The organism is Serratia sp. CY40230 (assembly GCF_052168835.1).
Classification (GTDB): Bacteria; Pseudomonadota; Gammaproteobacteria; order Enterobacterales; family Enterobacteriaceae; genus Serratia; species Serratia nematodiphila.
Map to the genome: position 1 here is coordinate 145,736 of NZ_JBJNLX010000003.1, position 14,043 is coordinate 159,778.

Annotated in this window: 17 protein-coding genes; 6 read left to right on the forward strand and 11 right to left on the reverse strand. The window is 60.1% G+C overall.

Annotated features, from left to right (window positions below):
- The first annotated feature begins 1 nt into the window (after position 1).
- The 6 genes from ACJ8IJ_RS12340 (at position 2) to ACJ8IJ_RS12365 (ending at position 6,964) form a co-directional block, all read left to right on the forward strand.
- Positions 2-652 carry a DUF4310 family protein gene (locus tag ACJ8IJ_RS12340; protein WP_004937013.1) on the forward strand — a complete coding sequence of 217 codons (651 nt, stop codon included), beginning with the start codon at positions 2-4 and terminating at the stop codon, positions 650-652.
- Between the two features lie 63 nt (positions 653-715).
- Complete coding sequence (locus tag ACJ8IJ_RS12345) at positions 716-1,855, forward strand: amidohydrolase/deacetylase family metallohydrolase (RefSeq protein ID WP_286093612.1); 1,140 nt, start codon at positions 716-718, stop codon at positions 1,853-1,855.
- A complete protein-coding gene (locus tag ACJ8IJ_RS12350) occupies positions 1,839-2,957 on the forward strand; it encodes a DgaE family pyridoxal phosphate-dependent ammonia lyase (protein WP_004937017.1) in 1,119 nt (372 codons plus the stop codon). The genes ACJ8IJ_RS12345 and ACJ8IJ_RS12350 overlap by 17 nt, the downstream gene beginning before the upstream one ends.
- Positions 2,954-3,694, forward strand: a complete 741-nt coding sequence (dagF, locus tag ACJ8IJ_RS12355) for a 2-dehydro-3-deoxy-phosphogluconate aldolase (RefSeq protein WP_265261099.1) — start codon at positions 2,954-2,956, stop codon at positions 3,692-3,694. Before ACJ8IJ_RS12350 ends, dagF begins: the two co-directional genes overlap by 4 nt.
- 87 nt (positions 3,695-3,781) lie before the next feature.
- Complete coding sequence (locus tag ACJ8IJ_RS12360) at positions 3,782-4,996, forward strand: lactonase family protein (RefSeq protein ID WP_085337186.1); 1,215 nt, start codon at positions 3,782-3,784, stop codon at positions 4,994-4,996.
- Between the two features lie 51 nt (positions 4,997-5,047).
- Complete coding sequence (locus ACJ8IJ_RS12365) at positions 5,048-6,964, forward strand: BglG family transcription antiterminator (protein ID WP_033645768.1); 1,917 nt, start codon at positions 5,048-5,050, stop codon at positions 6,962-6,964.
- A 4-nt stretch (positions 6,965-6,968) separates the two neighbouring features.
- Here ACJ8IJ_RS12365 and ACJ8IJ_RS12370 read toward each other — a convergent pair whose 3' ends face one another.
- The 11 genes from ACJ8IJ_RS12370 to kdsC all read right to left on the reverse strand — a co-directional run bounded on the left by ACJ8IJ_RS12370 (position 6,969) and on the right by kdsC (position 14,028).
- Positions 6,969-7,391, reverse strand: coding sequence for a helix-turn-helix domain-containing protein (locus ACJ8IJ_RS12370; RefSeq protein WP_442518718.1), 423 nt, complete (start codon positions 7,389-7,391; stop codon positions 6,969-6,971).
- On the reverse strand, positions 7,388-7,699 hold the full coding sequence (locus ACJ8IJ_RS12375; protein ID WP_004937033.1) for a type II toxin-antitoxin system HigB family toxin: 312 nt from the start codon (positions 7,697-7,699) through the stop codon (positions 7,388-7,390). The genes ACJ8IJ_RS12370 and ACJ8IJ_RS12375 overlap by 4 nt, the downstream gene beginning before the upstream one ends.
- Before the next feature lie 294 nt (positions 7,700-7,993).
- Complete coding sequence (gene npr, locus ACJ8IJ_RS12380; protein ID WP_004937034.1) at positions 7,994-8,266, reverse strand: PTS phosphocarrier protein NPr; 273 nt, start codon at positions 8,264-8,266, stop codon at positions 7,994-7,996.
- Entirely contained in the window at positions 8,263-9,117 is an 855-nt protein-coding gene (gene rapZ / locus ACJ8IJ_RS12385) for an RNase adapter RapZ (protein ID WP_015379177.1), read from the reverse strand. The genes npr and rapZ overlap by 4 nt, the downstream gene beginning before the upstream one ends.
- Before the next feature lie 127 nt (positions 9,118-9,244).
- On the reverse strand, positions 9,245-9,706 hold the full coding sequence (gene ptsN / locus ACJ8IJ_RS12390) for a PTS IIA-like nitrogen regulatory protein PtsN (RefSeq protein ID WP_016930212.1): 462 nt from the start codon (positions 9,704-9,706) through the stop codon (positions 9,245-9,247).
- Between the two features lie 155 nt (positions 9,707-9,861).
- Entirely contained in the window at positions 9,862-10,149 is a 288-nt protein-coding gene (gene hpf / locus ACJ8IJ_RS12395; protein WP_004937038.1) for a ribosome hibernation promoting factor, read from the reverse strand.
- Between the two features lie 23 nt (positions 10,150-10,172).
- Positions 10,173-11,606, reverse strand: a complete 1,434-nt coding sequence (gene rpoN / locus ACJ8IJ_RS12400) for an RNA polymerase factor sigma-54 (RefSeq protein ID WP_021505109.1) — start codon at positions 11,604-11,606, stop codon at positions 10,173-10,175.
- Positions 11,607-11,658: 52 nt separating this feature from the next.
- On the reverse strand, positions 11,659-12,384 hold the full coding sequence (gene lptB, locus ACJ8IJ_RS12405) for an LPS export ABC transporter ATP-binding protein (RefSeq protein ID WP_004937040.1): 726 nt from the start codon (positions 12,382-12,384) through the stop codon (positions 11,659-11,661).
- Between the two features lie 6 nt (positions 12,385-12,390).
- Positions 12,391-12,930, reverse strand: coding sequence for a lipopolysaccharide ABC transporter substrate-binding protein LptA (gene lptA, locus ACJ8IJ_RS12410; RefSeq protein ID WP_004937045.1), 540 nt, complete (start codon positions 12,928-12,930; stop codon positions 12,391-12,393).
- Positions 12,899-13,477 (reverse strand): LPS export ABC transporter periplasmic protein LptC, encoded by a 579-nt coding sequence (gene lptC, locus ACJ8IJ_RS12415; RefSeq protein ID WP_004937047.1) that lies wholly within the window; start codon positions 13,475-13,477, stop codon positions 12,899-12,901. Before lptC ends, lptA begins: the two co-directional genes overlap by 32 nt.
- Positions 13,474-14,028 (reverse strand): 3-deoxy-manno-octulosonate-8-phosphatase KdsC, encoded by a 555-nt coding sequence (gene kdsC / locus ACJ8IJ_RS12420; protein ID WP_004937049.1) that lies wholly within the window; start codon positions 14,026-14,028, stop codon positions 13,474-13,476. The genes lptC and kdsC overlap by 4 nt, the downstream gene beginning before the upstream one ends.
- Positions 14,029-14,043: the final 15 nt, after the last annotated feature.

Sequence of the window (14,043 nt, forward strand, 5' to 3'; positions counted from 1 at the left end):
GATGGAAGAGCAAACCCAAAAAGGCTTCTGGTACGCCGACTGGTCATTCCCGATTTTTGTTGGCCTGCTGTCCTCCGGCGTGTTCGCCGGGACGCACATGTACTACCTGTACGGCATCGGCGCCTTTAACGAAGTGGCCTTCGTCTCCATGCTGCGGGCGGGGATGGATACCGGCGTGTACGGCGCGGTGGCGGCGTTCGGCGCCAGCTTCCTGTTCGCGCGCATCATCGAAGGCTCGCTGGTGGGCATCCTCGACATCGGCGGCGCGATCCAGACCGGCGTCGGGCTGGGCGTACCGGCGTTGCTGCTGGGGGCCGGCATCGTGTTCCCGGTCGCCAACTTCGCCGCGTCGCTGGCCACCGGTCTGATCATCGGCCTGGCGATCGGTTACGTGATCATCCTGGCGCGCAAATTCACCATCAATCAGAGCAACTCCACCTACGGCGCGGACGTGATGATGGGCGCGGGCAACTCGTCGGGCCGTTTCCTCGGGCCGTTGATCATCCTGTCGGCGATGACCGCTTCGATCCCGATCGGCATCGGTTCGCTGCTCGGCGCGCTGCTGTTCTATATCTGGGGTAAACCGATCACCGGCGGAGCGATCCTCGGCGCGATGATCCTGGGGGCGATCTTCCCGGTAGCCATTTCTTAAGAGGCCTGCGCCAGGCGCCGCCCGAGGCTGAGGCGGCGCCCGGGCTAACAGGAGCAATGCGGTATGTATGACTTAGTAATCAGAGGCGCCAGACTGGCGGACGATACGCTGATCGATCTGGCGGTAAAGGACGGCAAAATAGCCTCGGTGGGGCGGCTGGCGGCGGACGTCAGCGCCGTTCGCCAGCTGGATCTGGCGGGCAACTGCCGCCTGAGCGCCGGTTGGATCGACGCGCACGTGCACTGCTATCCCGAATCGCCGATTTACCATGACGAGCCGGATCGGGTCGGCGTCGCCAGCGGCGTCACCAGCGTGGTCGACGCCGGCAGCACCGGCGCCGACGATATCGACGCCTTTTATCAGCTGACGCGCAGCGCCAAAACAAACGTTTTCGCCTTCCTCAACATCTCGCGCATCGGCCTGCTGCGGCAGAACGAGCTGGCGGAGTTGACGGACATCGACAAGCGCGAGGCCGGCCAGGCCATCGCCAATCACCCCGGTTTCATCATCGGCATCAAGGCGCGCATGAGCAGCAGCGTGGTGGGGAAAAACGGTACCCGGCCGCTGGTGTTGGCCAAAGAGATCCAGCAGGAAAACCGCCAGCTGCCGCTGATGGTGCATATCGGCAACAACCCGCCGGATCTGGACGACATCGCCGATCTGCTGACCCGCGGCGACATCATCACCCACTGCTACAACGGCAAACCGAACCGCATTCTGACGCCGGCGGGCACATTGCGCGAGTCTATCCAGCGCGCGCTGCGGCGCGGCGTGTTGCTCGACGTGGGGCACGGCACCGCCAGCTTCAGCTTCGAGGTGGCGCGCCAGGCGATCAAACTGGGCATTTTGCCGCACACCATCAGCTCCGATATTTACTGCCGCAACCGCATGAACGGGCCGGTGCATAGCCTGGCGACGGTGATGTCCAAATTCTTCAGCGTCGGCCTGACGCTGCCGCAGGTGATCGCCTGCGTGACGGAGAACGCCGCGTCGGCGCTGCAGCTCAGCGGCAAAGGGCGGCTGGAGCCGGGCTATGACGCCGATTTCACGCTGTTTGAACTGCGCCGCGAACCGCAGGTGTTCACCGACGCCGAAGGGCAAACCGCCGAGGGCGAACGGCTGTTGGTGCCGCTGGCCACGGTGGTGGCCGGAGAAATCCTATTAACCGAACAAGGGGAGGCAAGCCATGTCTTCGATTTATGAAAAATACGGTTTGAAGCAGGTGATCAACACCTCCGGCCGCATGACCATTCTCGGCGTTTCCACGCCGCGCCAGGACGTGATCGACGCCGTTGATTACGGCCTGAACCACTATTTCGAAATCAAGGATCTGGTCAACAAGACCGGTGCCTACATCGCCGATCTGCTCAACGTGGAGGACGCGGTGATCGTTTCCTGCGCTTCGGCGGGGATCGCCCAGTCAGTGGCGGCGGTGATCGTTAAAGATAACGCCAATCTGCTGGTGAACCTGCACTCGGCGCCGATCGCCGTGCCGCGCGAGATCGTGCTGCCGCGCGGCCACAACGTCAACTTCGGCGCGCCGGTGGACACCATGGTGGCGCTGGGCGGCGGCAAGGTAGTGGAGGCGGGCTACGCCAACGAATGTTCGCCGGAGCAGATTGAAGCCTGCATCACGCCGCAGACGGCGGCGATCCTGTACGTCAAATCGCACCACTGCGTGCAGAAAAGCATTCTGTCCGTCGAACAGGCGGCGGTGGTGGCGCGCAAACATAACCTGCCGCTGATCGTCGACGCCGCGGCGGAAGAAGATCTGATGTGTTACTACCAGATGGGGGCCGATCTGGTGATCTACAGCGGCGCCAAAGCCATCGAGGGGCCGACCAGCGGCTTGGTTATTGGCAAGAAACAGTACGTCGGGTGGGTGAAGCTCCAGTCCGGCGGCATCGGCCGGGCGATGAAGGTCGGCAAAGAGGGCATCCTCGGCCTGACGCAGGCAATTGAAAGCTATCTGACGCTTGAGAAAACCACCGGGCAACAGATGGTGGCGCGGATGACGCCGTTCCTCAACAGCCTCAACACCCTGACCGGCGTCAGCGCCAAAACCGTCTGGGACAGCGCCGGCCGCGATATCGCCCGCGCCGAGATCACTTTCGACGAAGCGGTGCTGGGGCGGTCGACCTATGACATCGTTCAGGCGCTGAAAACCGGCGATATCGCCATCTACTTCCGCGGCTACAAGGCCAACGAGGGCAAGATTGAGGTCGACGTGCGCAGCGTCGACGAGCAACAGCTGATGACCGTCTTTAGCTGTATCAAGAACCTGTTTACGGAGAAACAAGCATGAAGCTGCAGCCTAACTACTATCGCGACCGCGTCTGCCTGAACGTGCTGGCCGGCTCCAAAGCCAACGCGCAGGACATCTACGCCGCGGCGGAAGGCCATGTGCTGGTGGGCGTGCTCTCCAAGAACTACCCGGACGTCGACAGCGCGGTGACCGACATGCTGCGCTATGCGCGCCTGATCGACAACGCGCTGTCGGTCGGCCTGGGCGCCGGCGATCCGAAGCAGTCGGCGATGGTCAGCCTGATCGCTCAGCAGGTGCAGCCGCAGCACGTTAACCAGGTGTTTACCGGCGTCGGCGCCAGCCGCGCGCTGCTGGGCCAGAACGACAGCGTGGTCAACGGCCTGGTGTCGCCGACCGGCCGCGTCGGCTGGGTGAAGATCTCTACCGGCCCATTGAGCGCCGCGGCGCCGGACGGCATCGTGCCGGTGGAAACCGCCATCGCTTTGCTGAAGGACATGGGCGGCAGTTCCATCAAGTATTTCCCGATGGGCGGCCTGAAGTGCAAGGACGAATACCAATACGTCGCCAAGGCCTGCGCCGAGCATGACTTCATGCTGGAGCCGACTGGCGGCATCGATCTTGAGAACTACGAGCCGATCGTTGAGATCGCCCTGACGGCCGGCGTGAAACGCGTGATCCCGCATATCTACAGCTCGATCATCGACGCCGCCAGCGGCGACACGCGTCCGCAGGACGTGAAAACCCTGCTGGCGATGACCAAAAAGCTGGTGGGTTGAACGCGTAATGGGATGAGGTAAACGCTGGGAGGCGAAGGTTTTCCCGTGGCGCGGCATGCCGCGCCATTACCTATACTGAGGATTACTATGCGAAACTGGCAGGTTCCAACCCGACGCACCGCGTTGTTCCTGGCGCTGCTGGCCGTGACCGGCCCGGCGCTGCATGCTGAGGATGCAATGAACTCCACGTCATCTCATTTCGCCTATATCGGCACCTACAATCCCAACGGCGAAGGCGTTTACCGGGTGCAGGTCGATCCGGCCAGCGGCGCGCTGAGCCACGCCACGCTGGTCAGCAAAGTGCCGAATCCGGCGCAGCTGACGCTGAGCGTTGACGGCAAGACGCTGTATGTCGCCAGTGAAGTGGCCGACTTCAACGGCGGCAAACACGGTGGCATCACCGCTTACCGGGTCAATCCGGCCGATGGCGCACTGACGCAGCTCAACCAGGTAGATTCGCAGGGGGCAGGGCCGGTGTATCTCTCCTCGACGCCGGACGGCCGCCATCTTCTGGTGGCGAACTATGTCAGCGGCAGCGTGGCGGCTTTCCCGATTGAAGCGGACGGCAGCCTGGGCGCCGCCAGCTCGGTGCAGCAACAGCAGGGCCCGGCGGGCGCGGCCAAACCGGCGGCGGCGGTGAACGGCAGCTTCGCCATCAGCGATCACAATGGCCCGCATGCCCATATGATCGCCAGCGATCCGAGCGGCAAGTTCGTGTTCTCCACGGATCTGGGGTTGGATCGCATCTACCAATGGCGCTTTGACGCCGCGAGCGGCCGGCTGACGCCGAACGATCCGCCGTGGATCGCCGCCTCTTCCGCCGGCGCCGGCCCGCGTCATTTTGTGTTCCACCCGGACGGCGACACCGTGCTGCTGGTGAACGAAGAGGCCTCGACGTTGACCAGCTACCGTTTTGATCGCCAAAAAGGTACTCTGAAACAACTGCATGCGGTTTCCGCGCTGCCCGCCGACTATCAGGGCACCAGCTTCGCTTCGGGGCTGGCGCTCAGCAAGAACGGCGACACGCTGTACGTCGCTAACCGGCTGCATAACAGCATTGCCCAGTTCAGCGTGGGCGCCGGCGGCGAGTTGAAACCGGTGGCGGAAACCTGGACCCGCGGCGATTATCCGCGTTCGCTGGCACTGAGCCCGGATGGCCGCTATCTGTATGCGCTGAACCAGCGCAGCGATAACGTCACCCGCTTCAGCGTCAACCCGACGGACGGCAAACTCAGCTTTGTGGGCGGCTATCTGCCGATCGGCAGCCCCTCGCAAATGGCGTTCCTGCCGCCGGCGAAGTAACCCGTGGCCCGCCCGGTTCGCCGGGTGGGCTACCTGATTGACGGACACAGAATGGTGCGATTTCCTTACCCGCGTTTGGCTTACTTGTTCGATGCTTTGCAAACCGAGACTTTGCCGCAGGATGAGCTGGCGAAGCGTTTCGCCGTGTCCACCCGCACGGTGCGGGCGGATATCACCGCGCTGAACGAGATCCTGGATAAATACGGCGCGCGTTTCGTGCATAACCGCGGAGCCGGCTATCGCCTGCAGGTCGATAACGCCGCGCTGTTCAGCGCCCTGCAGCATCAGGAACGCCGCAAACAGGCCACCCCGCGCAGCGCGCAGGAACGGGTGCATTATCTGCTGGTGCGTTTTTTGACCTCAGCCTTCTCTCTCAAACTGGAAGATCTGGCCGACGAATGGTTCGTCAGCCGCGGCACGCTGCAAAACGACATGGCTGAGGTGAGAGAGCGTCTGGCGCACTATCAATTGACGATCGAAACCAAGCCGCGCTACGGCATGAAGCTGTTCGGCGCGGAGATGGCGATCCGCGCCTGCCTGACCGATCTGCTGTTCCAGCTGCAGCTGGCCGACGCCGAGAACCCGTTGCTCAACAACGAGATCCTGTTGCAGCCGCAGGTGGCGGCGTTCGCCGGATTGCTGCACCCGCTGTTGTCGCAATACGCCATTCGCCTGACCGACGAGGGCGAGCAGTACCTGATCTTCTACTGCGCGGTGGCGCTGCGGCGCATCAACGACGGTTATCCGCTGCCGGACTTCGAGGTGGAGGACGGCGACGAGGCGGTGCGTCAGGTGTCGACCCGTCTGGCGGCGGAGCTGCGCGCGGCCTCCGGCAAAGAGATCTCGATGGCCGAAGAGGCCTATCTGCGGGTCAACATCGCCGCGCGGCGCGTACAGGACGTGCAACCGACCGAGATCAACGCCGACGATGAAGAGGCGCTGGTGGACTACATCCTGTCCTACATCAACGCACACTATAACTACAATCTGCAGGGCGACGAGCAGCTGCGGGCCGATCTGCTCACCCATATCAAGACCATGATTACGCGGGTGAAATACCAGATCAATATCCCCAATCCGCTGCTGGCCAACATCAAGCAGCACTATCCGATGGCTTACGACGTGACGCTGGCGGCGGTCTCCAGCTGGGGCAAGTACACGCCTTATACGCTGAGTGAAAACGAGATCGGCTATCTGGTGTTGCACATTGGCGTGGGGCTGGAGCGGCATTACAACATCGGTTATGAACGCCACCCGCAGGTGATGCTGGTGTGCGACACCGGCAACTCGACGGTGCGCATGATCCAGGCGCAGATTGCGCGCAAGTATCCGCAGCTGGTGATGACGCGCATCGTCTCGCTGCGCGATTACGAGATGCTCGCGCACATCGACGAAGACTTCGTGATTTCCAACGCCCGCATCGGCGAGAAGAACAAGCCGGTGGTGGTGATGTCGCCGTTTCCGACCGATTATCAGCTGGAACAACTGGGCAAATTGGTGCTGGTGGATCGCACCAAACCGTACATGCTGGAGAAGTTCTTCGACGCCGAACATTTCATGGTGCTCAACGAGCCGCTGACGCAGGCGGAGCTGTTCAGCCGGGTGTGCGGCCAGCTGGAGCGAGAAGGGTACGTCGGCGCGGATTTTTATCCGTCGGTGGTCGAACGCGAGGCGATCGTCTCCACGCTGCTGGGCGAGGGCATCGCGCTGCCGCATTCGCTGGGGCTGCTGGCGAAAAAGACCGTGGTGGTGACGCTGCTGGCGCCGCAGGGCGTCGCCTGGGGGGAAGGTGAGGTTGCGCACGTGATTTTCCTGCTGGCGATCAGCAAGAGCGATTATGAAGAGGCGATGGCGATCTACGAGCTGTTCGTCACCTTCGTGCGTGAACGCTCAATGAGCCGCCTGCTGGGCAGCGACAGCTTCGACAGCTTCAAAGCGGTGGCGTTGGACTGCCTGAGCCGAAGTTGAGGGGCTAATCCGCTTCCGGCAGGAACAGGGCCGGGGGCAGATTGAAACGCTTGGCCAGCGCCATAATGTGCGGAATGGTCAGCGATCTTTTGCCGTTCAGGATTTGGTTAACCAACGACTTTTTACCGATCTCATGTTCAAAATCACTTTGGCTGAGTTGGTACTGTTCCATAAGGACGCGAAGCGCGGCTACCCCCTGTGGTAACTGGGCGATATGCTGGTTGAATGCGGTAAATTCGGCGCTGTTGTCTTCATATTCAGCGATCTTTTTTGCCAGCATGTCAATCAGCGGATGGCGTTCATCGTTTTCCAGCAGGTATTCCACCAATTCGAGCGCTTCCCGGTAGTCTTGCTGAGCGCGGCTGCCCTGCAACAAGGGCACGGCGCGCAGTAGCGCATCGGCCGCCTTAATGGCATCTGTAATCATGATGAACTCCTTCGATAGTGCTGCATCAGCTTGTCGTATTCGGCGTGGCTAACGATATGCTTTATGAAGACTTTCTGTGTCTCGAAGCTGGCAAAGAACAAGATCCGCAGGTGGTTGCCGCCGACGTCAATGACCCACCATTTCTCTTTGTATTTCATACGATCGAGCGAAGGAAAAAGCGCTTTTAACTCGTCCGGCGTGCGGAACTCGCCCCGTCGCAACGCTTTATAAATGGCCTCGAGAGCAGTGGCTTCATTGGGATATTGCTTCGTTGCGTTATTGAACGGTTCCCTGGAAATGATATGCATCGTTCCTTCGATTCCTACCCGGTGAACATTATAGCGACTGCCGGTGAAGTTCACAAATTGTAAACTTTTCGTTGTCCCGCAAGCAAAGCGTGGGGAAACACCCGCCTGTTGTCTGTTTTTGCGTTACACACTATTGCGATTACCGTGGTGGGGGTAAATCCATGACGTGAATTTACAGGCGGTTACGGCTGATTTTGGAAGCGGATTCGCAAAGTGAGAAACGGGAGGGCTACGTTATGGGAGGGGCGGAGGCAACACATGCGCCGAGGCGACGCATGGGGAGAGTCTCAGCGACTAATCTTCATCAAACCCGGAGTTGAACAGCTCGACCACTGCCGCCAGCGCGTTGACTTCGTCGGGGCCGGTCGCTTCGACTTCGATATGCCGGCCCTGGGCGGAGTCCAGCATCAGCAGCGCGATGACGCTGCTGGCTTCGGCTTCGGTGCCGCTTTCGTTGCGCAGCATCACTTCGGCGTCGAAGCTTTGCACCAGTTCGAACAGTTTCATCGCCGGGCGCGCGTGCATGCCCAGCTTGTTTTTGATTTCAACCGTCTGTTTGACCGTCATTGTTTGCGCTTTTCCAGCGTGCGGTGGCGCGATTGCACGTTCTTGCCGCGCGAGCGGAAGTAATCGGCCAGCTGTTCCGCCACGTACACCGAACGGTGCTTGCCGCCGGTACAGCCGATGGCGACCGTCAGGTAGCTGCGGTTGTTGGTTTCCAGCATCGGCAGCCACTGTTCCAGATAGCTGCGGGTCTGGTAGATGAAGTTGTGCACTTCGGTATGGCGATCGAGGAACGACGCCACCGGTTTGTCCAGGCCGGTCATCGGCCGCAGCTTCGGATCCCAGTGCGGGTTCGGCAGGAAGCGCACGTCGAACACGTAGTCGGCGTCGATCGGGATGCCGTGTTTGAAGCCGAAGGATTCGAACACCATAGTCAGTTCGCGCTCGCGCTTGCCCAGCAGGCGGGTGCGCAGCATTTCGGCCAGCTCATGCACCGACATTTCCGAGGTGTCGATAATCAGGTCCGCCCGCGAGCGCAGCGGTTCGAGCAGATCGCTCTCTTCGTCGATGGCGCTTTCCAGCGACAGGTTTTTGCTGGAGAGCGGGTGCAGGCGGCGGGTGTCGCTGTAACGGCGGATCAGCGTGTTGCGATCGGCGTCGAGGAACAGCAGCTGCGGCGAGAAGCTGTCCGGCAGCTGAGTCATCGCGTATTCGAACACTTCCGGTGATTCCGGCATGTTGCGCACGTCGATGCTGACCGCTGCGGAGATATTGCGTTCCGCCAGCGTATTGGCGAGCTGCGGCAGCAGCACCACCGGCAGGTTGTCAACGCAGTAAAAACCCATGTCTTCCAGCGCCCGCAAGGCGACGGATTTTCCGGAACCGGAACGGCCGCTGACAATCATCAGCACCATGTGGCAACTCCCCTGGCATCGCGGCGGCGTTCATCGCCACCGTTAAACTTTGTTATTCCGGCCGCAGCCGGATCCATCATCGTAAAACAGTATCGTTATCCGGGCTGGAAGTCACGCCGGCCGGGCATCACTCGGTGATGATTTGGTAAAGTTCTTCGTCGCTCTGCGCGGCGCGCAGGCGGCGGCATACGGTTTTGTCGGCCAGGCGTTTGGCGACCAGCGACAGCGTATGCAAATGGGTTTTGCACTGATCGGCAGGCACCAGCAGCGCGAACAGCAGGTCGACCGGCTGGTTGTCGATAGCGTCGAAAGCGATGGGTTGGTCGAGACGGATAAACACGCCAACGGCCCGCAGTGTGTCCTCTTCCAGTTTGCCGTGGGGAATGGCGATACCGTTGCCGATACCGGTGCTGCCCATGCGCTCCCGGGTGAGAACCGCGTCAAACACCACCTGCGAAGGCAGGTTGAGCTGTTTGGCGGCCAGTTCGCTGATAATTTCCAAAGCCCGCTTCTTGCTGGTGCAGTGTACCGAGCTTTTGGTGCACTCGATGTTTAACACCGAGCTTAATTGCATATATTCGTTGTTCATCTCATCTTCACTTAAAACCGCGCCGCCGGGCGCGCCCGGCAAGGCGGTTTTTCGTCGGTTTTAACCCTGATTACCGTTCGGCGCGTCACCCATGCGGGTTACGCGCCGAAGGGTGAGGCGGCGACGGATGCTGCCTCATGGAATGGGTTAGGGTGTCAGTGTTGCTTCAATTTGTCTTTATGTTTGTTCAATTGACGTGCCAATTTGTCGATCAGCGTATCAATTGCGGCATACATATTCTCGTCTTCCGAGGTGGCGTGCAACTCGCCTCCATTCACGTGCACCGTTGCTTCCGCAATTTGCTGCACTTTTTCCACACTTAATACAACATACACCTGATTGATGCGATCAAAATACTGTTCGAGTTTGGCGAACTTGTTGTTCACGAACTCGCGCAACGGATCGGTGATTTCGATGTGGTGTCCGGTAATGTTGAGCTGCATAGTGTCTTCCTTCTCAATAGAGGTCAAACCAACTGTTTACGCTGGTTCGACGGCGGGATGGACAAAGACTCTCGGTACTTGGCGACGGTGCGCCGCGCCACGATGATCCCCTGATCGGCGAGCAGGGTGGCCAGCTTGCTGTCGCTGAGTGGTTTGGCGGGGTTTTCCGCCGCAATCAATTTCTTCACCAACGCGCGGATCGCCGTCGAGGAGGCTTCGCCGCCGCTGTCGGTATTCACGTGGCTGGAGAAGAAATATTTCAATTCGAAAATGCCGCGCGGGCTGTGCAGAAACTTCTGCGTGGTGACGCGCGAGATCGTCGATTCATGCATCTCCACGGCCTGGGCGATATCCGCCAGCACCATGGGTTTCATAAACTCTTCGCCTTGCTCGAAGAACGCCTGCTGTTGATCGACGATGCAGCGGGTGACTTTCAGCAGCGTCTCATTGCGGCTCTCCAGGCTTTTAATCAGCCACTTGGCTTCCTGCAGGTTGCTGCGGATGAACTGGCCGTCGGCTTCGCTGCGGGCGCTGTTGCCCAGTGCGGCGTATTGCTGATTGATCTTCAAACGCGGCACGCTGTCGCCGTTGAGCTCGACCGTCCATTTGTTCTGCGTCTTGCGCACCAGCACGTCCGGAATTACGTATTCCGATTCGCCGGTATTGATCGACTGCCCCGGGCGCGGATCGAGCGACTGAATCAGCAGCATCGCTTCTTTCAGTGTATCTTCTTTTAGCCGGGTTGATCGCATCAGGCTGCGAAAGTCGTGGTTGGCCAGCAGATCCAGATGGTCGCTGATGATCAGCCGCGCTTCGGCCAGGTAAGGGGTGTCTTTGGCGTATTGGGAGAGCTGCACCAGCAGGCAATCGCGCAGATCGCGCGCGGCGACGCCGATCGGATCAAAACGCTGCACGCGCTTCAGCACCGCCTCGACTTCCTCGAGGGTCACGTTCTCGTCGCCCAGGCTTTCCAGAATGTCTTCCAGCGGCACGGTGAGATAGCCGGTGTCGTCCACCGCGTCGACGATGGAGGTGGCGATGGCGGCGTCGGTATCGGAAAACGGCGTCAGATCCACCTGCCACATCAGGTAATCCTGCAGCGTTTGGGTGGTCTCGCCCTGATAGACCGGCAGCTCGTCGTCGCTGTAGTCGGTGCCGGTGCCGGACGGCGTGCCGGCGGTGTAGATCTCATCCCAGGTGGCGTCCAGCGGCAGCTCTTCCGGCATGTCTTTCTGTTCCAGCGCCTCGCGGGTATCGAGCCCCTCGGTCTCCTGGGTTTCTTTGGCGTCGATTTCGTCGTGCAGATCGGTCTGTTCAAGCAGCGGATTGCTCTCCAGCGCCAGCTGGATCTCTTGCTGAAGCTCAAGCGTGGACAACTGCAGCAGGCGGATCGCCTGCTGGAGCTGAGGAGTCATGGCCAGCTGTTGACTGAGCCTGAGTTGCAAACCTTGCTTCATAGTTTTCTGTCTACTTCCGTTAACGGTGTCGCCCCGCAGGGCGCGCCGGCGCTTAGAGGCGGAATTCTTCGCCCAGATAAACGCGTTTAACCTGCTCGTCGGCCAGAATAGCATCCGGCGTGCCGTGGGCAATCAGTTTGCCCTGGCTGACGATGTAGGCGCGTTCACATACGTCCAGCGTCTCGCGCACGTTGTGGTCGGTGATCAGCACGCCCAGGCCGCTGTCACGCAGGTGCTCGATGATTTTTTTGATGTCGATAACGGAAATCGGATCCACCCCGGCGAAGGGTTCGTCCAGCAGAATGAATTTCGGGTTGGCCGCCAGCGCGCGGGCGATTTCGACGCGGCGGCGTTCACCGCCGGACAGCGCCTGGCCGAGGCTGTCGCGCAGATGGGAGATATGGAACTCTTCCATCAGCTCCTTGGCACGGTCTTCGCGCTGTTCGCTGGTGAGGTCGGGACGGATCTCCAGCACCGCCATCAGGTTGTCGTACACGCTCAGGCGGCGGAAGATCGACGCTTCCTGCGGCAGGTAACCAATACCGCGGCGCGCGCGGGCGTGCAGCGGCAGCAGGCTGATGTCTTCTTCGTCGATCACGATGCGCCCGGCGTCGCGCGGCACGATGCCGACCACCATGTAGAAGGTGGTGGTTTTACCTGCACCGTTCGGGCCGAGCAGGCCGACGATCTCGCCGGATTTCACTTTCAGGCTGACGTCTTCGACAACTTTACGGCCCTTGTAGGCTTTCGCCAGGTTTTCTGCGATGAGTGTTGCCATAAGTGATTAGTTACTCTTTTTTTGCTCGTTTTTGTCTTGCAACTGCGACGGTACCAGAACCGTTGTCACGCGTTTGCCTTTATCGCTAAACGCCTGCATTTGCTGCTGTTGCACCAGATAGGTGATGCGATCGCCTTTCACGTTGCTGTCGAGCTGCTCCAGATAGGCGTTGCCCGTCAGGGTCACCAGCTGGGTCGCCACGTCGTAACGCACTTTTTGCGCGTGGCCTTTGACCGGCTTGCCGCTGTCCTGCATCTGGTAGAAGGTTACCGGGTTGCCGAACGCTTCAATATAGGTCTTATTCTGATCCCCGCCCGGGCGGGTGACCACCACCTTGTCGGCGCGAATATCGATGGTGCCCTGTTTGATCACCACGTTGTCGGTGAAGGTGCTGACGTTGCTTTGCATGTCCAACGACTGCTTGAGCGAGTCGATGCTGACCGGCTGGCTGGAGTCGGATTTCAGCGCCAGAGCGGGGGCGCTGGCGGCCAAAACTAAGCTGCCGAGCAACAGGTTACGGAGTTGGTTTTTGGTTCTGAATTTCATAGTTGGTCTTAACCTTATCAATCAGCTCAGCGGTTTTGGTCCGCAGGTTCCCACGCATTTTCATGCCGTTAGAGGTAAAATTGGTCCCGTAAAGCGTGACTTCGTCATCGGAGGTGACGTCCTGGGTGACCAGGTTTACCTGAGCGTTGTCCGTCTTAATTTTTTCCAGCTGCGAGGTGGTGGTCAGGCTGTTCACCTCGACGTGACCATACAGATACAGCATTCGGTCTTTAGTCAGTTTGGCGCGATCGGCGCGAACAGACCAGGTGGCCACCGCATTCTCATCGAACAGCGTCATCACCGGCTGGGTGAACCAGCTCAGCTCGCCGGCGGTATAATACTTCGCGTCTTCCGCCACCAGTTTGTAATTCAGCTTGCCGGCCGGGTTGTACACCACGGTGACCGTGTGCTGGCTCTGGTAGGTCGGATCCTGATCGTTGACCGGGCCAGGGGCCGTGTCGTCGCTGAAGTCCGTCATGTTCCAGCCGATCAGCGCCAGAACGATCACCGTCAACAGGATGGTGATCCACAGTTTGGTTTTACTCATATCGACAGCCCTTTGGCGTCCTCCAGCTTATTTTGAGCCAAAAGAATGATGTCGCACAGTTCGCGCACCGCGCCGCGGCCGCCGGCAATGCGGGTGACGTAGTGGGCGCGCGGCGTCAGCAGCGGATGGGCGTCCGCCACCGCGACCGCCAGGCCGACCTGCGCCATCACCGGCCAGTCGATCAGGTCATCGCCGATATAGGCGACCTGATCCGCCGTTAACGACAGTTTATCCAACAGTTCGCGGAAGGCCAAAAGCTTATCGGACTGCCCCTGATACAGATGGGTGATGCCGAGCGTCTGCGCGCGGTCCTCCAGCAGCCTGGCGGAGCGCCCGGTGATGATCGCCACCTCGATGTCTGAGGTTTTCAAGCAGCGGATGCCGTAGCCGTCGCGCACGTTGAACGCCTTCAGTTCTTCACCGTTGTTGCCCATGAAGATCAGGCCGTCCGACAGCACGCCGTCAACGTCGCAAATCAACAGGCGGATGTTCCCGGCACGCGCCATAACCTCTTGTTCTACCGGCCCGTAGCAGGTTTCTACCATACCCATTCCGTTCTATTCCTT

Coding starts and splice junctions, on each gene's coding strand:
- ACJ8IJ_RS12360 (WP_085337186.1), top strand. CDS start 3,782: ATGCGAAACTGGCAGGTTCCAACCCGACGCACCGCGTTGTTCCTGGCG.
- lptA (WP_004937045.1), bottom strand. CDS start 12,930: ATGAAATTCAGAACCAAAAACCAACTCCGTAACCTGTTGCTCGGCAGC.
- kdsC (WP_004937049.1), bottom strand. CDS start 14,028: ATGGGTATGGTAGAAACCTGCTACGGGCCGGTAGAACAAGAGGTTATG.
- ACJ8IJ_RS12340 (WP_004937013.1), top strand. CDS start 2: ATGGAAGAGCAAACCCAAAAAGGCTTCTGGTACGCCGACTGGTCATTC.
- ACJ8IJ_RS12370 (WP_442518718.1), bottom strand. CDS start 7,391: ATGATTACAGATGCCATTAAGGCGGCCGATGCGCTACTGCGCGCCGTG.
- rpoN (WP_021505109.1), bottom strand. CDS start 11,606: ATGAAGCAAGGTTTGCAACTCAGGCTCAGTCAACAGCTGGCCATGACT.
- hpf (WP_004937038.1), bottom strand. CDS start 10,149: ATGCAGCTCAACATTACCGGACACCACATCGAAATCACCGATCCGTTG.
- lptB (WP_004937040.1), bottom strand. CDS start 12,384: ATGGCAACACTCATCGCAGAAAACCTGGCGAAAGCCTACAAGGGCCGT.
- ACJ8IJ_RS12375 (WP_004937033.1), bottom strand. CDS start 7,699: ATGCATATCATTTCCAGGGAACCGTTCAATAACGCAACGAAGCAATAT.
- ACJ8IJ_RS12365 (WP_033645768.1), top strand. CDS start 5,048: ATGGTGCGATTTCCTTACCCGCGTTTGGCTTACTTGTTCGATGCTTTG.
- ptsN (WP_016930212.1), bottom strand. CDS start 9,706: ATGAACAACGAATATATGCAATTAAGCTCGGTGTTAAACATCGAGTGC.
- rapZ (WP_015379177.1), bottom strand. CDS start 9,117: ATGGTGCTGATGATTGTCAGCGGCCGTTCCGGTTCCGGAAAATCCGTC.
- lptC (WP_004937047.1), bottom strand. CDS start 13,477: ATGAGTAAAACCAAACTGTGGATCACCATCCTGTTGACGGTGATCGTT.
- npr (WP_004937034.1), bottom strand. CDS start 8,266: ATGACGGTCAAACAGACGGTTGAAATCAAAAACAAGCTGGGCATGCAC.
- ACJ8IJ_RS12350 (WP_004937017.1), top strand. CDS start 1,839: ATGTCTTCGATTTATGAAAAATACGGTTTGAAGCAGGTGATCAACACC.
- ACJ8IJ_RS12345 (WP_286093612.1), top strand. CDS start 716: ATGTATGACTTAGTAATCAGAGGCGCCAGACTGGCGGACGATACGCTG.
- dagF (WP_265261099.1), top strand. CDS start 2,954: ATGAAGCTGCAGCCTAACTACTATCGCGACCGCGTCTGCCTGAACGTG.